Annotated in this window: 18 protein-coding genes; 9 read left to right on the forward strand and 9 right to left on the reverse strand. The window is 33.9% G+C overall.

What is annotated here, in order from left to right; all coding sequences use genetic code 11:
- Positions 1-2 precede the first annotated feature (2 nt).
- On the forward strand, positions 3-1,592 hold the full coding sequence (locus tag GXM16_RS10440) for a DHA2 family efflux MFS transporter permease subunit (protein WP_163394317.1): 1,590 nt from the start codon (positions 3-5) through the stop codon (positions 1,590-1,592).
- Positions 1,593-1,731: 139 nt separating this feature from the next.
- Here GXM16_RS10440 and yaaA read toward each other — a convergent pair whose 3' ends face one another.
- Complete coding sequence (yaaA, locus tag GXM16_RS10445; protein ID WP_163394318.1) at positions 1,732-2,490, reverse strand: peroxide stress protein YaaA; 759 nt, start codon at positions 2,488-2,490, stop codon at positions 1,732-1,734.
- A 290-nt stretch (positions 2,491-2,780) separates the two neighbouring features.
- Here yaaA and GXM16_RS10450 point away from each other — a divergent pair, with 290 nt between their 5' ends.
- Both GXM16_RS10450 and GXM16_RS10455 read left to right on the forward strand, forming a co-directional pair.
- The gene (locus tag GXM16_RS10450; protein ID WP_229684316.1) at positions 2,781-4,268 is read left to right on the forward strand and encodes a CCA tRNA nucleotidyltransferase; all 1,488 of its coding nucleotides are present in this window, start codon (positions 2,781-2,783) and stop codon (positions 4,266-4,268) included.
- A gap of 349 nt (positions 4,269-4,617) precedes the next feature.
- On the forward strand, positions 4,618-5,643 hold the full coding sequence (locus GXM16_RS10455) for a COX15/CtaA family protein (protein WP_163394320.1): 1,026 nt from the start codon (positions 4,618-4,620) through the stop codon (positions 5,641-5,643).
- 176 nt (positions 5,644-5,819) lie between these two features.
- Here GXM16_RS10455 and GXM16_RS10460 read toward each other — a convergent pair whose 3' ends face one another.
- From GXM16_RS10460 to GXM16_RS10495, 8 genes are all read right to left on the reverse strand, one after another.
- A complete protein-coding gene (locus GXM16_RS10460; RefSeq protein ID WP_163394321.1) occupies positions 5,820-6,587 on the reverse strand; it encodes a LytR/AlgR family response regulator transcription factor in 768 nt (255 codons plus the stop codon).
- A gap of 25 nt (positions 6,588-6,612) precedes the next feature.
- Positions 6,613-6,981, reverse strand: a complete 369-nt coding sequence (locus GXM16_RS10465; RefSeq protein ID WP_163394322.1) for a 2TM domain-containing protein — start codon at positions 6,979-6,981, stop codon at positions 6,613-6,615.
- 18 nt (positions 6,982-6,999) lie between these two features.
- On the reverse strand, positions 7,000-7,317 hold the full coding sequence (locus GXM16_RS10470) for a 2TM domain-containing protein (protein ID WP_163394323.1): 318 nt from the start codon (positions 7,315-7,317) through the stop codon (positions 7,000-7,002).
- Positions 7,308-7,616 (reverse strand): 2TM domain-containing protein, encoded by a 309-nt coding sequence (locus tag GXM16_RS10475; RefSeq protein ID WP_308422534.1) that lies wholly within the window; start codon positions 7,614-7,616, stop codon positions 7,308-7,310. Before GXM16_RS10475 ends, GXM16_RS10470 begins: the two co-directional genes overlap by 10 nt.
- On the reverse strand, positions 7,607-8,965 hold the full coding sequence (locus GXM16_RS10480) for a histidine kinase (protein ID WP_163394324.1): 1,359 nt from the start codon (positions 8,963-8,965) through the stop codon (positions 7,607-7,609). The genes GXM16_RS10475 and GXM16_RS10480 overlap by 10 nt, the downstream gene beginning before the upstream one ends.
- Positions 8,966-8,987: 22 nt before the next feature.
- Positions 8,988-9,611, reverse strand: coding sequence for a hypothetical protein (locus GXM16_RS10485; protein ID WP_163394325.1), 624 nt, complete (start codon positions 9,609-9,611; stop codon positions 8,988-8,990).
- 47 nt (positions 9,612-9,658) lie between these two features.
- Positions 9,659-10,066, reverse strand: coding sequence for a DUF2141 domain-containing protein (locus tag GXM16_RS10490; protein WP_163394326.1), 408 nt, complete (start codon positions 10,064-10,066; stop codon positions 9,659-9,661).
- A gap of 186 nt (positions 10,067-10,252) precedes the next feature.
- On the reverse strand, positions 10,253-12,418 hold the full coding sequence (locus GXM16_RS10495) for a TonB-dependent receptor (protein WP_163394327.1): 2,166 nt from the start codon (positions 12,416-12,418) through the stop codon (positions 10,253-10,255).
- Between the two features lie 140 nt (positions 12,419-12,558).
- Here GXM16_RS10495 and GXM16_RS10500 point away from each other — a divergent pair, with 140 nt between their 5' ends.
- The 6 genes from GXM16_RS10500 to GXM16_RS10525 all read left to right on the forward strand — a co-directional run bounded on the left by GXM16_RS10500 (position 12,559) and on the right by GXM16_RS10525 (position 16,640).
- Positions 12,559-13,017 (forward strand): DinB family protein, encoded by a 459-nt coding sequence (locus tag GXM16_RS10500; RefSeq protein ID WP_163394328.1) that lies wholly within the window; start codon positions 12,559-12,561, stop codon positions 13,015-13,017.
- A gap of 17 nt (positions 13,018-13,034) precedes the next feature.
- On the forward strand, positions 13,035-13,493 hold the full coding sequence (locus GXM16_RS10505; protein WP_163394329.1) for a YciI family protein: 459 nt from the start codon (positions 13,035-13,037) through the stop codon (positions 13,491-13,493).
- A gap of 8 nt (positions 13,494-13,501) precedes the next feature.
- Positions 13,502-14,077 carry a sugar O-acetyltransferase gene (locus tag GXM16_RS10510; protein WP_163394330.1) on the forward strand — a complete coding sequence of 192 codons (576 nt, stop codon included), beginning with the start codon at positions 13,502-13,504 and terminating at the stop codon, positions 14,075-14,077.
- Entirely contained in the window at positions 14,077-14,466 is a 390-nt protein-coding gene (gene gloA2, locus GXM16_RS10515; protein WP_163394331.1) for an SMU1112c/YaeR family gloxylase I-like metalloprotein, read from the forward strand. Before GXM16_RS10510 ends, gloA2 begins: the two co-directional genes overlap by 1 nt.
- Before the next feature lie 183 nt (positions 14,467-14,649).
- On the forward strand, positions 14,650-15,927 hold the full coding sequence (locus GXM16_RS10520; RefSeq protein ID WP_163394332.1) for a chloride channel protein: 1,278 nt from the start codon (positions 14,650-14,652) through the stop codon (positions 15,925-15,927).
- 110 nt (positions 15,928-16,037) lie between these two features.
- A complete protein-coding gene (locus GXM16_RS10525) occupies positions 16,038-16,640 on the forward strand; it encodes an HPP family protein (RefSeq protein ID WP_163394333.1) in 603 nt (200 codons plus the stop codon).
- Positions 16,641-16,673: the final 33 nt, after the last annotated feature.

Raw genomic sequence — 16,673 nt, forward strand, 5'->3', positions numbered from 1 at the left:
AAATGGCAGCAGCAGTACAATCAGATGATGATTTAGTAGAATACGGTTACAGACGTGTTATCATTACGATTACGGCAGTACTTTGTGCATTGCTGGAAATTGTAGATACCACGATTGTAAACGTAGCACTAACGCACATGCGAGGGAGCCTTGGCGCTACCCTGACCGATGTGGCGTGGGTAATTACAGCATACGCCATTGCGAATGTTATTGTAATTCCGATGACGAGCTGGCTATCGCAGCAATTTGGAAGACGAAATTATTTTGTGGCCTCTATCATCATATTTACAGTCTGTTCCTTTTTATGCGGTAACGCTACTAATATATGGGAACTCGTGGCTTTCCGTTTCGTACAGGGTATGGGTGGTGGAGCGCTACTGGTAACAGCCCAGACCATTATTACCGAAAGTTATCCGGTTGCAAAACGTGGTATGGCACAGGCCATTTACGGAATGGGTGTAATTGTTGGTCCTACTTTAGGTCCGCCTTTGGGAGGATATTTAGTAGATACCTATTCCTGGCCTTATATTTTTTACATCAATATTCCACTGGGAATTATCGCTACTATATTAGCAATAAGTTTTGTGAGAAGTCCAAAATATGGAGAAAAATTAAAAGCCAATCAGGTTGACTGGTGGGGAATTATATTATTAACCGCTTTTATCGGGTCTTTACAATTCGTTTTAGAGCACGGTCAGCAGGATGATTGGTTTAACGATTCGCTCATTGTAACCTTGAGTGTTGTAACGGTTCTTGGTTTGATATTGTTTATCTGGAGAGAATTGACATATAAACATCCAATTGTAAATTTAAGCGTTCTAAAAGACGGAAACTTACGGATTGGAACTGTAATGTGTTTTATTCTTGGTTTCGGTTTGTACGGATCGACTTTAATCATCCCAATTTACACCCAATCCATTTTAGGATGGACGGCGATGGATGCCGGATTATTATTGATTCCGGGATCGATTACAACAGCGATTATGATGCCTTTTGTTGGGAATATGATTCAGAAGGGCGTTCCTCAGGGATACATGGTAGGAGTTGGATTTTTAGTTTTCTTTTTCTTTACCCTCTTAATGCATGACAGAATGACTCCGGATACCGGAGCAGAACATTTATTCTGGCCATTAATTTTAAGAGGAATTGGTTTGGGACTACTTTTCGTTCCTATTACCACGCTTTCGCTTTCAACCTTAAAAGGGAAACAAATTGGAGAAGGAGCTGCTTTTACAGGAATGATGCGTCAGTTAGGAGGTTCATTTGGTATTGCTATCATTACGACCTTCATTACAAGATTAAGTCAGGAACACAGAGTTAATTTGCTTACAAACTTAGACCCTGCAAAATATGATGTTCAGCAGCGCCTCGCCGTAATGCAAAGAGCTTTCATGGCAAAAGGATTTACTGCTGATGAAGCTATGAAAAAAGCCTATCAGGCTATAGATCTTTCTGTTTTGAAACAAAGTACTGTTTTATCGTATATGGATATTTTCATGTACTTAGGAGTTATGTTTTTATGCTGTATTCCGATCATCTTTTTTATCAAAAGAGGAAAAAACAAGATTAATCCCGCAGATGCGATGCATTAATATTTAGTAATTATTTATAATACGAAAAATCCGTGTCAATTTCCTGTGACACGGATTTTTTATTTTTGCGAAATGTGTTTTGTAAAAAAGTAAAATGTCTTGTATAGACTTAGTCCTTGTGACTCAAAAACTGAAAAAATTATCTGGTAAAAACCAAATGATTTCCTTTTGAAAGATTGGCATCAAACTGATATCCTTCGTAATTAAAACCTTTTAAGTCGTCAATAGTTTCTGCATTGGTATCGATAATGTAACGCACCATCATACCTCTCGCCTTCTTGGCAAAAAAACTGATCATTTTGAGTTTACCATCTTTGTAATCTTTAAAATCCGGAGTGATAACAGGCACTTTCAATGCTTTTACATCAACCGCCGAAAAATATTCGTTACTTGCTAAATTTACAAATAACTCATCTTTTTTCAATTCTTTGTTTAAAGCTTTTGTAACTGTTGGTTTCCAGAATTCATGAAGGTTTTTAGATTCGCCTACCTGCATTTTGGTTCCCATTTCTAAACGGTACGCCTGCATTAAATCAAGCGGCTTTAAAAGTCCGTAAAGACCTGACAAAATTCTAAGTTTATCCTGCAAAACATCTAGTTTTTCTAACGGAATTGTATAAGCATCCAAACCCGTATATACATCACCATCAAAAGTATAAACTGCCGGGCGGGCATTTTCTGACGTAAAAGGCGTTTTCCAATCCTGATTTCGTTTCCAGTTCAAATCAGCCAGTTTGTCTGAGATTGACATTAATTCAGATAATTCAGCGGGCTTTTTTTGCTTCATTACTTTATGAACGATTCTTGCTTCTTTCAAAAATGAAGGTTCTGTGTAGTTGGTTGTAGGTAATTCTTTTTCGAAATTTAATGACTTCGCAGGCGATATAACAATTTTCATTTGTGCGTTTTTCTATGATTCAAAAATACAAATTGCATTTCTAAAAATACATCATCATAATTGATTTGTTTTATTGCGGAATAGTTTTTCTATCTCGGAATTGAACCAATTTTCACGAATTAGATTTTTAAATCCATTTAATCTGTGGCAGAAAAAATAAATTCGGGAAATTAATATAATTTGTGACAGCTCCTTTTCAACTTTCACAAAAATCAACATGAAAAACTATTAAATTCTTTAAAAAAGTGCGCCATAGATTATAAAAGGCATTTTCTATGTTGTAAATTTGCATGCATTTTATTTCGACAGAAATTCAAATTGCACTTTACTCAAAAATTAGTGAATTCGTGGCTATACAAACAAACTACAAAACTGCATTACAAAACAAAATCTTCGATGTTATTTCGAAAGCTTCTCAGGAATTAAACGTTGAATCATACGTGATCGGCGGATTTGTTCGTGATTTGCTTTTAAACCGGGGTTCAAAAAAAGATATCGACGTTGTAGCAGTTGGAAGCGGAATTGAATTAGCACTTAAAGTTTCAGATTTACTTCCGAACAAACCAAAAGTTCAGGTTTTTAAATCCTACGGAACTGCTATGCTTCGTTTTGAAGATACTGATATTGAATTTGTAGGCGCACGAAAAGAATCCTATAACCGTGACAGCCGTAATCCAATAGTAGAAAACGGAACTTTGCAGGATGATCAAAATCGTCGTGATTTTACTATCAATGCATTTGCTCTTTCATTAAACGAAAATAATTTCGGCGATCTTCTCGATCCTTTCAATGGTTTGGAAGATTTAGAAAATAAAACCATCAAGACACCTTTGGATCCGGATATTACGTATTCTGATGATCCTTTGAGAATGCTTCGTGCGATTCGTTTTGCAACTCAGTTGAATTTCGAAATCGAAGAAAATTCTTTGAATGCGATTACTAAAAATGCAGAGCGTATCAAGATTATTTCGGGCGAAAGAATTGTAGACGAATTGAACAAAATCCTTTCGACAGATAAGCCTTCAACAGGGTTTTTACTTTTATATAAAACAGGACTTTTAGATCTAATTTTACCTGAATTGACAGCTTTGAATCAGGTAGAAGAAATTGAAGGTCATACGCATAAAAACAACTTTTATCATACGCTTGAAGTTGTTGATAATATTTGTCCAAATACAGATGATGTCTGGCTTCGCTGGGCAGCATTGCTGCACGATATTGGGAAAGCGCCAACCAAACGTTTCAACAAAAAACAAGGCTGGACTTTTCACGGACATGAATTTCTGGGTGGAAAAATGGCTAAGAAAATATTTGAGCGTTTGCATATGCCATTGAATCATAAAATGAAGTTTGTACAAAAAATGGTTGTGATGAGTTCTCGCCCGATTGTTTTGGCTGAGGATATTGTAACCGACAGTGCTGTACGTCGTTTGGTTTTTGATGCAGGTGAAGATGTAGAAAACTTAATGACTTTGTGCGAGGCAGATATTACTACCAAAAATCCATCTAAGTTTAAAAAGTACCATAAAAACTTTGAAGTTGTCCGCAGAAAAATTGTTGAAGTTGAAGAACGCGATCAGGTACGTAATTTTCAGCCGCCAATTTCAGGAGAAGAAATTATGGAAATGTTCGATCTGAAACCTTCTCGTGAAATTGGGATTTTGAAAGAAGCTGTAAAAGAAGCTATTTTGGAAGGTGATATTCCAAACGAATATCAGGCTGCTTATGATTTTGTAATTAAGAGAGCTGAAAAGTTAAACTTAACGCTTAAGAAATAATGGATCTTTTAGGTGGAATTTTATTAATGACTATCATAATTATAATAGTTTTATCAAATATTCTTTTTTTTAAGAGACTCAAAAAAAATCAGAAACGTTTTAAATATATAATTTTGTTTTTATCATTCTGCATTTTTTCAATTTTTATCTTTGGCATTCTAACGTATGCAGTTGAGCAAAATTTGCTGTTAAATACTTTCAAAATTGAAATAAATCATGGCTATACTAGTCGAATTCTTAAATCAATTATAGCATTGACTTTAAATATTATTACAAATTATTATTTCGCAAAATTCTATTTAAAAAGGATTTATAAACAAAAAACTGAAATCGAATTAATCGGAAAAGAATGAAAAAAGAGAATAAATCAGTAATCATTTGGTTACTATCAGGCTGTGTTTTATTATTTTTAATGGTTGTCGTGGGCGGTATTACCCGTTTGACGAATTCAGGTTTATCTATGACGGACTGGCATTTGGTAACGGATACTTTTCCGCCTTTAACAGAAGCCAAATGGAACGAGGCTTTTGAACAGTACAAGAAATTTCCGGAGTATCAAAAAATCAATATCCACAACGATTTTCAATTAGCAGATTATAAATTCATTTATTTTTGGGAATGGTTTCATCGTTTTATTGGACGTATTATTGGTTTAGTATTTTTTATTCCGTTTGTGTACTTTTTAATCAAAAAGAAATTAGATACCGAAACCATTAAAAAATGTATTGTTCTTTTGGCAATGGGCGGTTTTCAGGGATTCTTAGGATGGTTTATGGTAAGAAGCGGATTGATTGACAATCCGGATGTAAGCCATTTCAGACTTTCGCTTCACCTTACTTTTGCCTTTATCACTTTTGCTTATACCCTTTGGGTTGCCCTTGATTTAATTTATCCTGAAAGAAACATCAATAAAATTCTTCCGCTTCGCACTATCGCCAGATATGCATTAGTCGCTTTATTGATCCAAATTATCTACGGTGGATTTGTAGCCGGACTGAATGCCGGATTAATTCACAATCACTGGCCGTTGATGAGCGACGGAGAATTTATTCATGAATCGGTTTTTATTGAGCAATCGACTTTGATAAAAAATTTAATTGAAGGAAAAAGCGGTGTTCAATTTGTTCACAGAACTTTTGCTTATGCAGTAGTAGCTATTATTCTTTTCTTGTATTTCAAAAGCAAAAAATATTCTCTTACCAATACGCAGTCAAAAGGAATTAACATTTTGGTGATTTTTGTTTTTATTCAGTTTGCCCTTGGTGTTTTTACTCTATTGTTCAGTGTTCCTTTGGCTTTAGGATTAATTCATCAGGTAATGGCATTTTTCCTTTTGAGCGCAATGACATATACTCTGCATCGTTTGAGTAAATAATGATTTTATATGTGCCGAGCCTAAAGTTTTAACAGGTTCGGCATCTATTAAACCGGATTAAAATTCGACTAGAATCGTCATTACATAAAATTCTACAAGACGGCTTCATTTCACATTTCACATTTCATATTTTATATTTTATATTTTATATTTTATATTTTACATTTTTACAAAATTTATCCAAGCCAGCACTTAAAATCCTGAACTTTTTCCCTGCTTACAATTACCTCATCCTCCTTATAACTAGGTAAAATCACTTTTAAACGGGAATTGGTGTAAACCTGAATTTCTTTGACAGCCAAAAGTGGTACAATATATTTTCTGCTCACACGAAAGAAATCTTTCATATCCAGTTCCTGTTCCAAAATTTCTAAGGTAGAATCGATTAAATAATTTCTATTATCGAAGGTGTGAATATAAGTTCCTTTGTTTTCGCTAAAAAAACATTCAATTTCATCAGTAGTAATAATCTTTAAATGCTGACCAATTTTAACAGTAAATCTCTTTTTATAAGTCTTTTCAAAAGGATTTGAAAGCATTCGCCGGATTTGTTCAAAATCAAGCTGAAAGTTTTGGTTACCGGAATGCTGTTGCGGGATTCTTGTTCTATATTTTTGTACTGCAATTTCAAGATCATCCTCATCGATTGGCTTTAAAAGATAATCAATGCTATTCAGTTTAAATGCTTTCAAAGCGTATTCATCATAAGCCGTTGTAAAAATAATAGCGCTTTTAATGTCTATTTTTTCAAAAATTTCAAAAGATAAACCATCTGACAACTGAATATCCAAAAAAATCAAATCCGGATGTTCGTTGTTGCCAAACCAATCAATGGATTCTTCAACAGAATGTAGCATTGTTTCTACAACAATCTCGAGTTTTTCAAGCTTTCGCTGTAATAATCTTGCTGCAGGTTTTTCGTCTTCTATAATTAATGTAGTCATTTATTAACTGAAAAATGATTTAAAATTATTCCCATTTATTATTGTTAGGTTGTTGTTTACGCATGTACTCCTGAATTTTTTTTTCTTCCCAGTCATCACCAAAAAAGATATCACGACCAAAAACTGATATTCCGTGCCCCAGTAATCCTATTCCCCAAAATAATGCAGTCGAATACGTGTGCCAGTCTGAAAATCCGCTGTCATTAAATCTGCTTCCAATAAAATCTCTGTTTATATTTGAAACAATAATGATTGCATTTACTATTAAATATACTTTTAAGTGCGAATAAAAACCTTTGATTCTTTTTACTTTTTTATATGCTATTTCAAAACTTTCATCATTTTCAAATTCTTTCCCGTACTGTTCGTAAAAGCGTTTTCTACAACGTCCCATTTTATTCTGATTTAAAGGTTATTGCCATTTGTTTTTGTTCTCATTTTCTTTATCCATAAGCTCTTTGATTTTTCGTTCTTCCCAGTCTTTACCAAAACCCGGAAAAACTTCGAAAACTTTCAGTCCATGAAAAACTACACCCAGTCCCCACCAAATTAAAGGCCAGTAAAACCATAAATGATCTGGTGAAGTATACAGATTGATACAAATTAAAAAAATATTTACACTGATATAAGAGATTAAATTTCCGTAAAATCCTTTTATATCTTCTACCTTCTTTTTTGCAAGATGATATTTGTCGTCTTCATCATAATTTATTTCCATAACTACTCCCATTTTTTATTTTCTTTTTCTAAAATCTCCTTTATTTTACGTTCTTCCCACTCCTTATTAAAAGCCGGTGAAACCCTAAACGCTTTGATTCCGTGCATAATAATCGCGAATCCCCAGCCCAATAATGACCACACAAACCATAAATAACCCGGGCAGGTCATTAAATTAACAACAATAAGTATGGGATTCGATATCAGGAAGACGATGAGATGTTCATAAAATTTTCTGACTTCCTGTACTCTTTTTTGAGCCTGATAATAACGCTCTGCTTCTGTATAATCCGGTTCCATAACTATTTCCATGTTTGCTTGTTATTTTCTTTTTCGAGGATTTCCCTGATTTTTCGTTCTTCCCAATCAGAACTGTAACCAAAAACTTTAAAGGCGTGCATTACAACTCCAAATCCCCATCCCAAAGCTGAAAACCAAAACCACTGAAATCCAGGCGAGAACCTCAAATTTATAAAAATTAAAAACGGTATGATACAGCAATATGAAATTACATTCCCGTAAAATCCCTTTAATTCCTGCACTCTTTTTTTAGCTCTGAAATAAGCTCTGTTTTCGTCATTATATGTTGAATTTGTTTCCATAACTGATATTTGTTTGGTTAGAATCGGAATCTTAACTGTGAATGTTTGTTCATTTTGTTCAATCAAAACCTTTCTGTTTGTTACAATTGCGTATCGGTTTACAATATTTTGAAGTCCAACTCCCTGTCTGTCCTGTAAAACTTCTTTCTTCTGAAAATCATTTTGAATTCCCAGGCAATCCCCATCCACAAAAATTCGGATATGCAATGGTTTCTGTTCGCTTACTATATTGTGTTTTACAGTATTTTCAAGCAAAAGCTGTAACGACAACGGAACCACCTTAGCATCCGGATTAATAGCAGTTGTTGGCAATTCATAAAACAAACTATTTTCGAAGCGCATTTTTAAAAGATTCATATACGTTTTTGCAAATGACAATTCATCTTCAACGGAAACCAGCTCTTTATCTTTTTGTTCTAAAACATAACGGTAGATTTTTGATAATGAAGTCGTAAATCGTTGTGCATTCTCCGGATTTTCTTCAATCAAAGAACTTAATACGTTTAAGCTGTTGAAAAGAAAATGCGGGTCGATCTGATTTTTTAAACTCTCGAATTTAGCACTTGCTGTTCCTGCAATAATCTTTTGCTGTGTGATTTCAAATCTTGATGCCTGTTTCCATTTTACCATAAAGCTCCGGGCCTGCATAAAAGTCGAAACTCCTAAAGACAAGATGATGTAAAACAAGTGTATCCAAATCATTCTCTCACTAAAAAATTTATCTAAGGGAACATTTTGCAAAACAACATAGATGTAATAATTTATTGCTAAAACTACGGGAACCGTATACATAACAGTAACTATAATTCCATAGTAAACTCTTAAATTAGTCTGCTCCAGCCAATCCCATTTTTTATCTAAGAGGACATTAATGTATCCGTTTCCAAAGCCTACCCCAAACGAATAAAGGCAGCTTATAAAAAAAGTTAAAAGAACATTTTGAACATTTAAATCATCTCCTAAACAAGCTGAAAATATTACTGTAAAAATCAGGGAAATCTTAAAGGAAACAATTGTTCCGCTTTTTAAATCTGCATATGTATTTCCATAATTTTTCATTTTATTCTGCTTATATTATTCCTTATTTTTTGCAATTTTTTTGTGCTTCCAAAGCTCTGTCTAATCCCCATTTTGGAGAAAATGGTGTTTCCTGTTTAAAAGTAGCGAAAAGTTCGATAGCTTTATCAACCTGTATACAAAGTGGTTTTGTATCCACTCCTGTCCATTTTGCGCCGCCTAACTGATAGTCTGCTTCCCCAAAAACAGCTCTTGGGTTATTTGGATCTATTGCTTTTGCTTTAGCATAACATTCCATTACTTTAGCCGAATATTTCATTCCGTTTGTCATTGGGTCAGCAACTACATATCCTGTATAAATCAAAGCCTGCAAAACATGTAATTCGGCATTGTTTTGGTCTTTTATTATTTCCTTATCCAAAGCGTCCTGAGCTTTTGTCAATAACAAATCAATTTTGGTTCTGTCCTTTTCGATAAAAACGGATGTTGTGTTGATTAATGCCACATAATAATTTGGCAGATAGCTGTTTTTGTCTGCTGCTGCAATCCTTTCAAACATTGCCGAAGCTTCTTCATTTTTTCCTTCTTTCCAAAGTCCGAAAGCTTTCTCCATTCCTTTTTCAAATTGTGTTTGTGCTGAACTGATTATTACTACGAATAATGTGATTAATGTGATGACTTTTTTCATTTTATAAGTTCTTTAAATGGTTATTTTGATTTTTTGTTAGTTACTATTTATAATACAATTTCAATTTTTGAATCTTTCCCAATAACAAATTTTGCATCTTTGTAGGATGGCGGTCCCATAAATCCTTTTGCATTGTTTGAAGCGGCATAATCTTCAGAAGGAATTCCCATCATATTTTTGTCCATTTTTCCGTTATTGTTTTCATCGTGATAAGTTGAAATTGCGTATTCTCCTGCCGGAAGATCTGTAAATGTTACAACTGCTTTATTGTTTTTAATGTCAGAGGATAGGCTCTTGTAGGTCGTTTTAAGAAATGTACCATCTGAATTGTACAAACCTACTTTTACAACTCCCGTATTGTTTTTTAAACCTGAAACAGCAACAGTAAGTTTTACATTTTGGGCAGATATGATACTACATATAAATAATACAATAATGGTGATAATTTTGGTCATGATTTCTTTTTTTTAATTAATACAATTTTAGACTGATGATTAAAACTCTGATTTATTCAATTTTATGATTACACTTCAAAAGTATGTAAGATTTTACTGTTTCAAAATTAAATGATACTGAGTTGTCGAATTTTACGACTGAATTGTTTTTTGAGATTTCTATTCAACCTCTAAGGTTTCATTAGATTATAAATTCTTCAACTGATTTTCATTCTTATTCTTACTGATAGTCCAGAAGAAACCCAGAAAGAAAAAGCGGTCTGCAGTTGACACTACGACTTGTCTTTGATACACTCCGTTCGAATCAGGAGTTCTGGCATAATCATATCCAAAAACATTTTGAGTGCCAAATATATTTGAAACAGAGAAATACAGTATTTTTTGTGTTGTCAATAAATACGCCCAGTTAAAACTCAAACTGTTGTACGACTTTGTTTTTCCGTTCATAAATTGCGTTTGGTTTGGATCGTTGTACGGACGCCCCGAACTGTAACTGTTTGTGAAACCAATTTGCGATTTCCATTCGGTAATGAAATATTTTGTTACAACGGATAAACTATGATTTGCAATAAAATTTGGAGTTGCCATAGCCGGGAAATTTTTATATTGCCTTTCAGAATCTATGTATGAGTAAGATATCCAGTATTCTAAGTTTTTATGCAAATTACTGTCTCGCCAAAATAAATCCAGCCCTTTTGCATATCCCGAACCATTATTATTGAAAACCGAATTGTACTGAATATCTCTGGTATCATACTGAACCAAATTACTGTAATCTTTGTAATAAGCTTCGGCTCTAAAAGTCTGCCCCGGTTTTGTAAATTGATAATTTAAGATATAATGTCTGGCTTTTTCACTTTCGAATTGATGATATTTGGAATATTTGATATAATCAACTACAGGCGTTTGTGTAAAATCTCCATAAGCGAAAGAAAACTGACTGCTTTTTGAAACTTTATAAGCTAATGAAGCTCTCGGTGCAATATTGGTTTCATTTAACAAACTATTATTCGAAAGTCTGAAACCCACTTTTGCAGCTAAATTTTTCGAAAATAAAATATCTCCTTCTGTATAAAATGCAGCAATATTTGAATCATAACCATTTGAAGCCTGGATGGATGCATTGTCATCAAAATTTTCATTGAATTTGGTTATAAAATAATCAGCTCCAAAAGACAATTTAAAATAATCCGAAACAGTTTTTCTTAATTTTAGTTTCAATTGTGCTGCATTCTCGTCATTATTAACATCATTTATATCATATTTGACTTTGTTAAGACTGTATCCATAACTGATTCCTGAAGTTAATTGCCAGCCAGTACCAAAAGTCCCTTTATAAGACGCATTCAGATAGAAATTATTATTGTTCAAATCAGTTCTGATTTTATCTTCGAAATTTATATTTTCCTGATTCAGATCGAATTTAGAAGCATCGAAAGCAGCGTATAATTTAAAAATTCCGTTTGTAAAATGATAGCGGTAAACAGTTTCCCCGGAGAATGACTGATATGGACTATTCCAGTCTACATTCTGCGGAATAACAGCCTGATAAGGTGCCAGGTTAATGTAAGCTGTATTGACACTCAAAGAACTTTTTTTCCATTTTTGCGTATTTCCTACCCCTAAACCAACAGTCATCAAAGAAATATCAGTTTTGTCCATATCAGGTTCATCCTGTGTATTCAGTAATAAAACACTTGATAAAGCTTCCCCGTACTCCGCTGAATAACCTCCTGTTGAAAATGCAATTCCGCTGAATAAAAAAGGAGAAAATCTTCCACGGGTTGGCAAATTATTGGTTGTTGCCCCATATGGCTGAGCGACACGAATCCCGTCTACAAAAGTCTGGGTTTCGCTGGCTTCTCCTCCACGCACAAACAAACGCCCGTCTTCGCCAACAGTCTGTGTTCCGGGTAAAGTCTGCAGTGCTGCAATAATATTTCCGGCAGAACCGGCCGTTGTTACAATATCCAGAGGTTTTAAAACTGAAACTCTCGCTTTATCCCCGGATTCCAAAGTTCCTGCTGTAATGACAACAGCATCAAGAGCATTAATATTTTCTCTTAATTTAATTGTTTGATCTTTATAATTGGCAACATCAATTTCTGTTTTGAAAGTTTCGAAAAGCAAAAAACTAACGACTAAAAATTTATTTTCGGTTTCTGTAGTTTCAAAAGAAAATTCTCCGGTTTCAGAACTTGTTGCTCCGTCATAAGTTCCGTCTAAATAAATATTAGCCCCGGCAATCGGTTTTCCTTTTTGATCCAGAACTTTTCCCGAAATAGTATTTTGAGCCAGAATAAAAGCTGTAAAAAATAAAAAAGGTATTGTTAAAAGTAATTTGGTTTTCATTTCTTCTTTGATTTTGATGAAGCAAATGTATTTTAACTTTTCTTGTTAAAAAATATTAAATAACCCAATTGTAGATTTTTGGGGATGAGTTGTAAAATACTAATTTGTATCTTAGCTATGAATAGCAAAAACCTTCAATTATGTCAGAAAGTAAAAGAATTTCAAATCTCTATCAGTCCATTTATAATGGAAATCCGTGGCTGGAAGTTACTTTGTCCCATACATTAGAAAACGTAACTGCCGAGCAGGCTTACAGAAAAATAAATCCTAATCTTAATACGATTTGGGAAATTGTCAATCATTTGATTCAATGGAGAAGAAACATTTTGCAGCGGATGCAGGGAGAAACAATTATAACACCCGATCATAATTATTTTGTTCCGGTTATAGATCCGTCTGAAGCAGCCTGGGCACAATCACTTCAGACACTTGCAAAAACACAAGAAGCCTGGAATGCTTTTTTTGAGGATTTTAATGATGAAGATTTAGCAAAAATATATGCTAACAATAATCATACGTATTACGAACACATTCACGGAATTATACAGCATGATGTTTACCATTTAGGTCAGATTGTTATTTTGAAAAAAATGCTTTAATGGTCAAAAGGAACATTATGAAAAACTCACTTTTTATTTTAGTATTTTTTCTATTCGGCTTAATTAGTTTTTCACAAGAAACTGAGAGTAAGTTTGATGAGAAGCTTGCTAAATCCCTGAATGCAGATGAATACGGAATGAAGAAATATGTGTTTTGTCTTTTAAAGTCGGGAACGAATAAAACTGCTACAAAAGAAGAAAGCAAAAAGTTGTTTGAAGGTCATATGACCAACATCAACAAATTGGCAAAAGAAGGAAAACTGGTTGTTGCCGGACCTTTTATGAAAAACGACAGAAATTATCGCGGCATTTATATTTTTAATGTAGAAACAATAGCCGAAGCTGAAGCACTTGTGGCTACAGATCCCGCTATAAAAGCGAATTTGCTCGAAGCCGAATTAACGCCCTGGTATTGCACGGCAGCTTTGCAGGAAACTGTAAAAATACATGAGAAAATCGCTAAGATGAAAATATAATACCCTATATGAAAACCGAAAAAGAAAAAATGATGTCCGGCGAATACTACAATGCTTTTGATCCGGAATTAGTTAAAGGACGCCGGACAGCCAAAAATCTTTTGCACACTTTGAATGTAAAAGAATACCGGGTTACCAAAAAAGCAAAAGAAGTTTTAAAAGAGTTAATTCCGAATACCGGAGCGGGTTTTTATATCGAACCTCCATTTCATTGTGACTATGGTTATAATATTTTTGCTGGGGACAATGTTTATTTTAATGTCAATTGTGTAGTGCTGGATTGTGCGCCGGTAACTATAGGATCGAATGTTTTTATTGCTCCGAATGTTCAGATTTATACAGCTCATCATCCACTTGACGCTGAACTGAGAAAAACACTTGAAAATGCTTATCCTGTCACAATTGGAGATGACACCTGGATTGGTGGGAACTCTGTAATTTGTCCGGGTGTAACCATCGGGAAAGGCTGTGTTATTGGTGCCGGATCGGTTGTTACCAAAAACATTCCCGACAATTCACTGGCTGTTGGAAATCCGGCAAAAGTTATAAAAAAATTAAATCAGGAATCTGAATCAAACAAATAATGCTTAGCTTAAACAAAGTTCACCACATCGCTATCTTATGCTCCGATTATCAAAAATCTAAAACTTTTTATACCGAAGTTTTAGGTTTAACTATTATTAGAGAAATATACCGCGAGGAACGTCAGTCTTATAAACTCGACTTAGCTCTAAACGGCACTTATATTGTTGAATTATTTTCATTCCCAAATCCGCCAAAAAGACCTTCAAGACCTGAAGCTGTTGGATTACGCCATTTGGCTTTTGAAGTGATTAATCTGGAAGAAACAGTTGCTTTTTTGAATTCTAAAAATATCGAATCAGAACCCATCCGGATTGATGAAACCACCGAAAAAAGATTTACTTTTATCGCCGATCCAGACTTATTACCAATAGAATTTTATGAAAGATGATGTTCTCATGAAGATTATTCTGTGAGATATTTCGTCGCTATGCTGACAAAAACATACTGAAAGATTTTTCCTATATCCTCAATTTTAACATATTATACTGAGTATTTTTTATTTAAAACCCAATTTGATTCTCTAATTTTGTAATCCGCATAAAAAAATGCAATCTACAAAATTTAAAGTCTGATGAACAAAACGGCGCAAATTAAAAAAAATCATCAATTTATTAAGTTTCGAAAATTAGTTATTGTTTCTATCTTAATTGGCTTCCTTTCAGCCTTTCTCGGAATATCATTAAAAAAAATAACCGAATATTACGAAGAAATCTTCTTTCATGAAGTATCGGTAAATCCGATTTTTTATATCATTTTTCCGGTTTTTGGATTATCTGTAATTTATTTTCTAAGACAATATCTTTTTAAGAAAAAAGAAAACAAAGGAATCAAAGAAGTTTTTGAAAGTACCGGATCTAAATCTAAAAATTTACCTTCTTATAAAATTCCTTCTCACTTTATCAACGGATTGTTAACTGTTATTTTTGGGGGGTCAACAGGAATAGAAGTTTCTACCGTAGTAGCCACAGCAACAATTGGCTCCGTAGCTCACGAAAAAGAAAATGTTTTCCGTCAATACAAGACCGAATTAATTTGTGCAGGAGTTGCTGCCGGAGTTACAGCCTTATTCAGCAGCCCAATTGCAGGAATTTTATTTGCCTTTGAAGTTATTTCAAGAAAAGTAACCAGAGCATTTATCATATCAAATGTCATAGCGGTTACAATTGCTTTTGGATTACTTACTATCCTAAAAGAAGAACCTTTGTTTGCGATCTCAATCACAACCTGGCATTTAAAAGCGATTCCGTATTTTATTCTTTTAGGGATTTTGGCCGGAATGAATTCTGTTTATCTGACTCGTTGTGTTTTGTTTTTTAAATCTCAATTCGGAAAAATCGATACGCATTATTACAAAATCATAATTGGATCAGCGGTTTTAAGTATTTCACTGTTTATTTTTCCGCAATTATACGGCGAGGGATATCATGCAATTAAAACCAGTTTCATTGCTCCAAATCAAATAATGACATTCACTTTAGCCTTAACTTTTATTGGTATATTGCTTCTAAAACCAATTGTTACATCCATAACATTAGCGTCCGGCGGTGATGGAGGCGTTTTTGCACCAAGTCTTTTTATCGGGGCTTTTTTAGGATTATTACTGGCTTCTGTTTTAAATACTTTTTTTCAGATTCATGTAATTCCGGTTAACTTTATGATTATCGGAATGGCTGCAGTACTAAGTGCCAGTATTCACGCACCTTTTACGGCTATATTTCTAGTATGCGGACTCACAAACGATTACACCTTATTTTTCCCGATTCTTGTCGTTTGTTTAATTTCGAAATACACGGCAAAAATGATTTATCCATATACTGTATATAGTTATTCTTCAGGTTTAGTAAAATAATTTAAAACTAACAAACTATAGATCAACACAATATACAGAACAATAGCCTGCTGCAAAGTATATTTAAAAACATAACGAAAAAAAACAAATAACAAGCAAAAAATTATAAAATGCCTGTTCAAAAAATAAAAAGAGGATATCGCAAAACACGTTACATTCTTTACAAAGAAACTTTAGTTGATTACAAGGAACATTTTTGGTCCTTTTTAGGATCATTTGCCGGTATTGGAATCCTGGCTTATATCCAATCGATGCATTTTTCAGGAAATGATGCGGTTTATTTAATAGGTTCTTTTGGAGCATCAAGTGTGCTTGTATACGGAATAATTCAGAGTCCGTTTTCCCAGCCACGGAATTTAGTTGGGGGACATTTAGTTTCAGCATTCATTGGTGTTACCGTTCATAAATTGGCCCCGGATATTATATGGATTGCAGCACCTTTGGCTGTTTCACTGGCTATAATTCTAATGCAGATTACCAAAACTTTACATCCACCAGGAGGCGCAACGGCTCTTATAGCAGTTATTGGATCAGACAAAATAAAAGATCTTGGTTATATGTATGTACTTTCTCCGGTGTTAATTGGCGTTTTGATTTTGCTTTTTACAGCATTAATTTTCAACAACATGACATCCAGCAGAACATATCCAAGTCATAGTACTTATCATAAACATTATCACAAAATTCGAAAACGGCTGGCGAAAAAGCAGTAACATACTGGTTTTGGAATTTTTCTATTTTTCTCT

It is taken from the genome of Flavobacterium limi (genome assembly GCF_010645075.1).
Lineage (GTDB): Bacteria > Bacteroidota > Bacteroidia > Flavobacteriales > Flavobacteriaceae > Flavobacterium > Flavobacterium limi.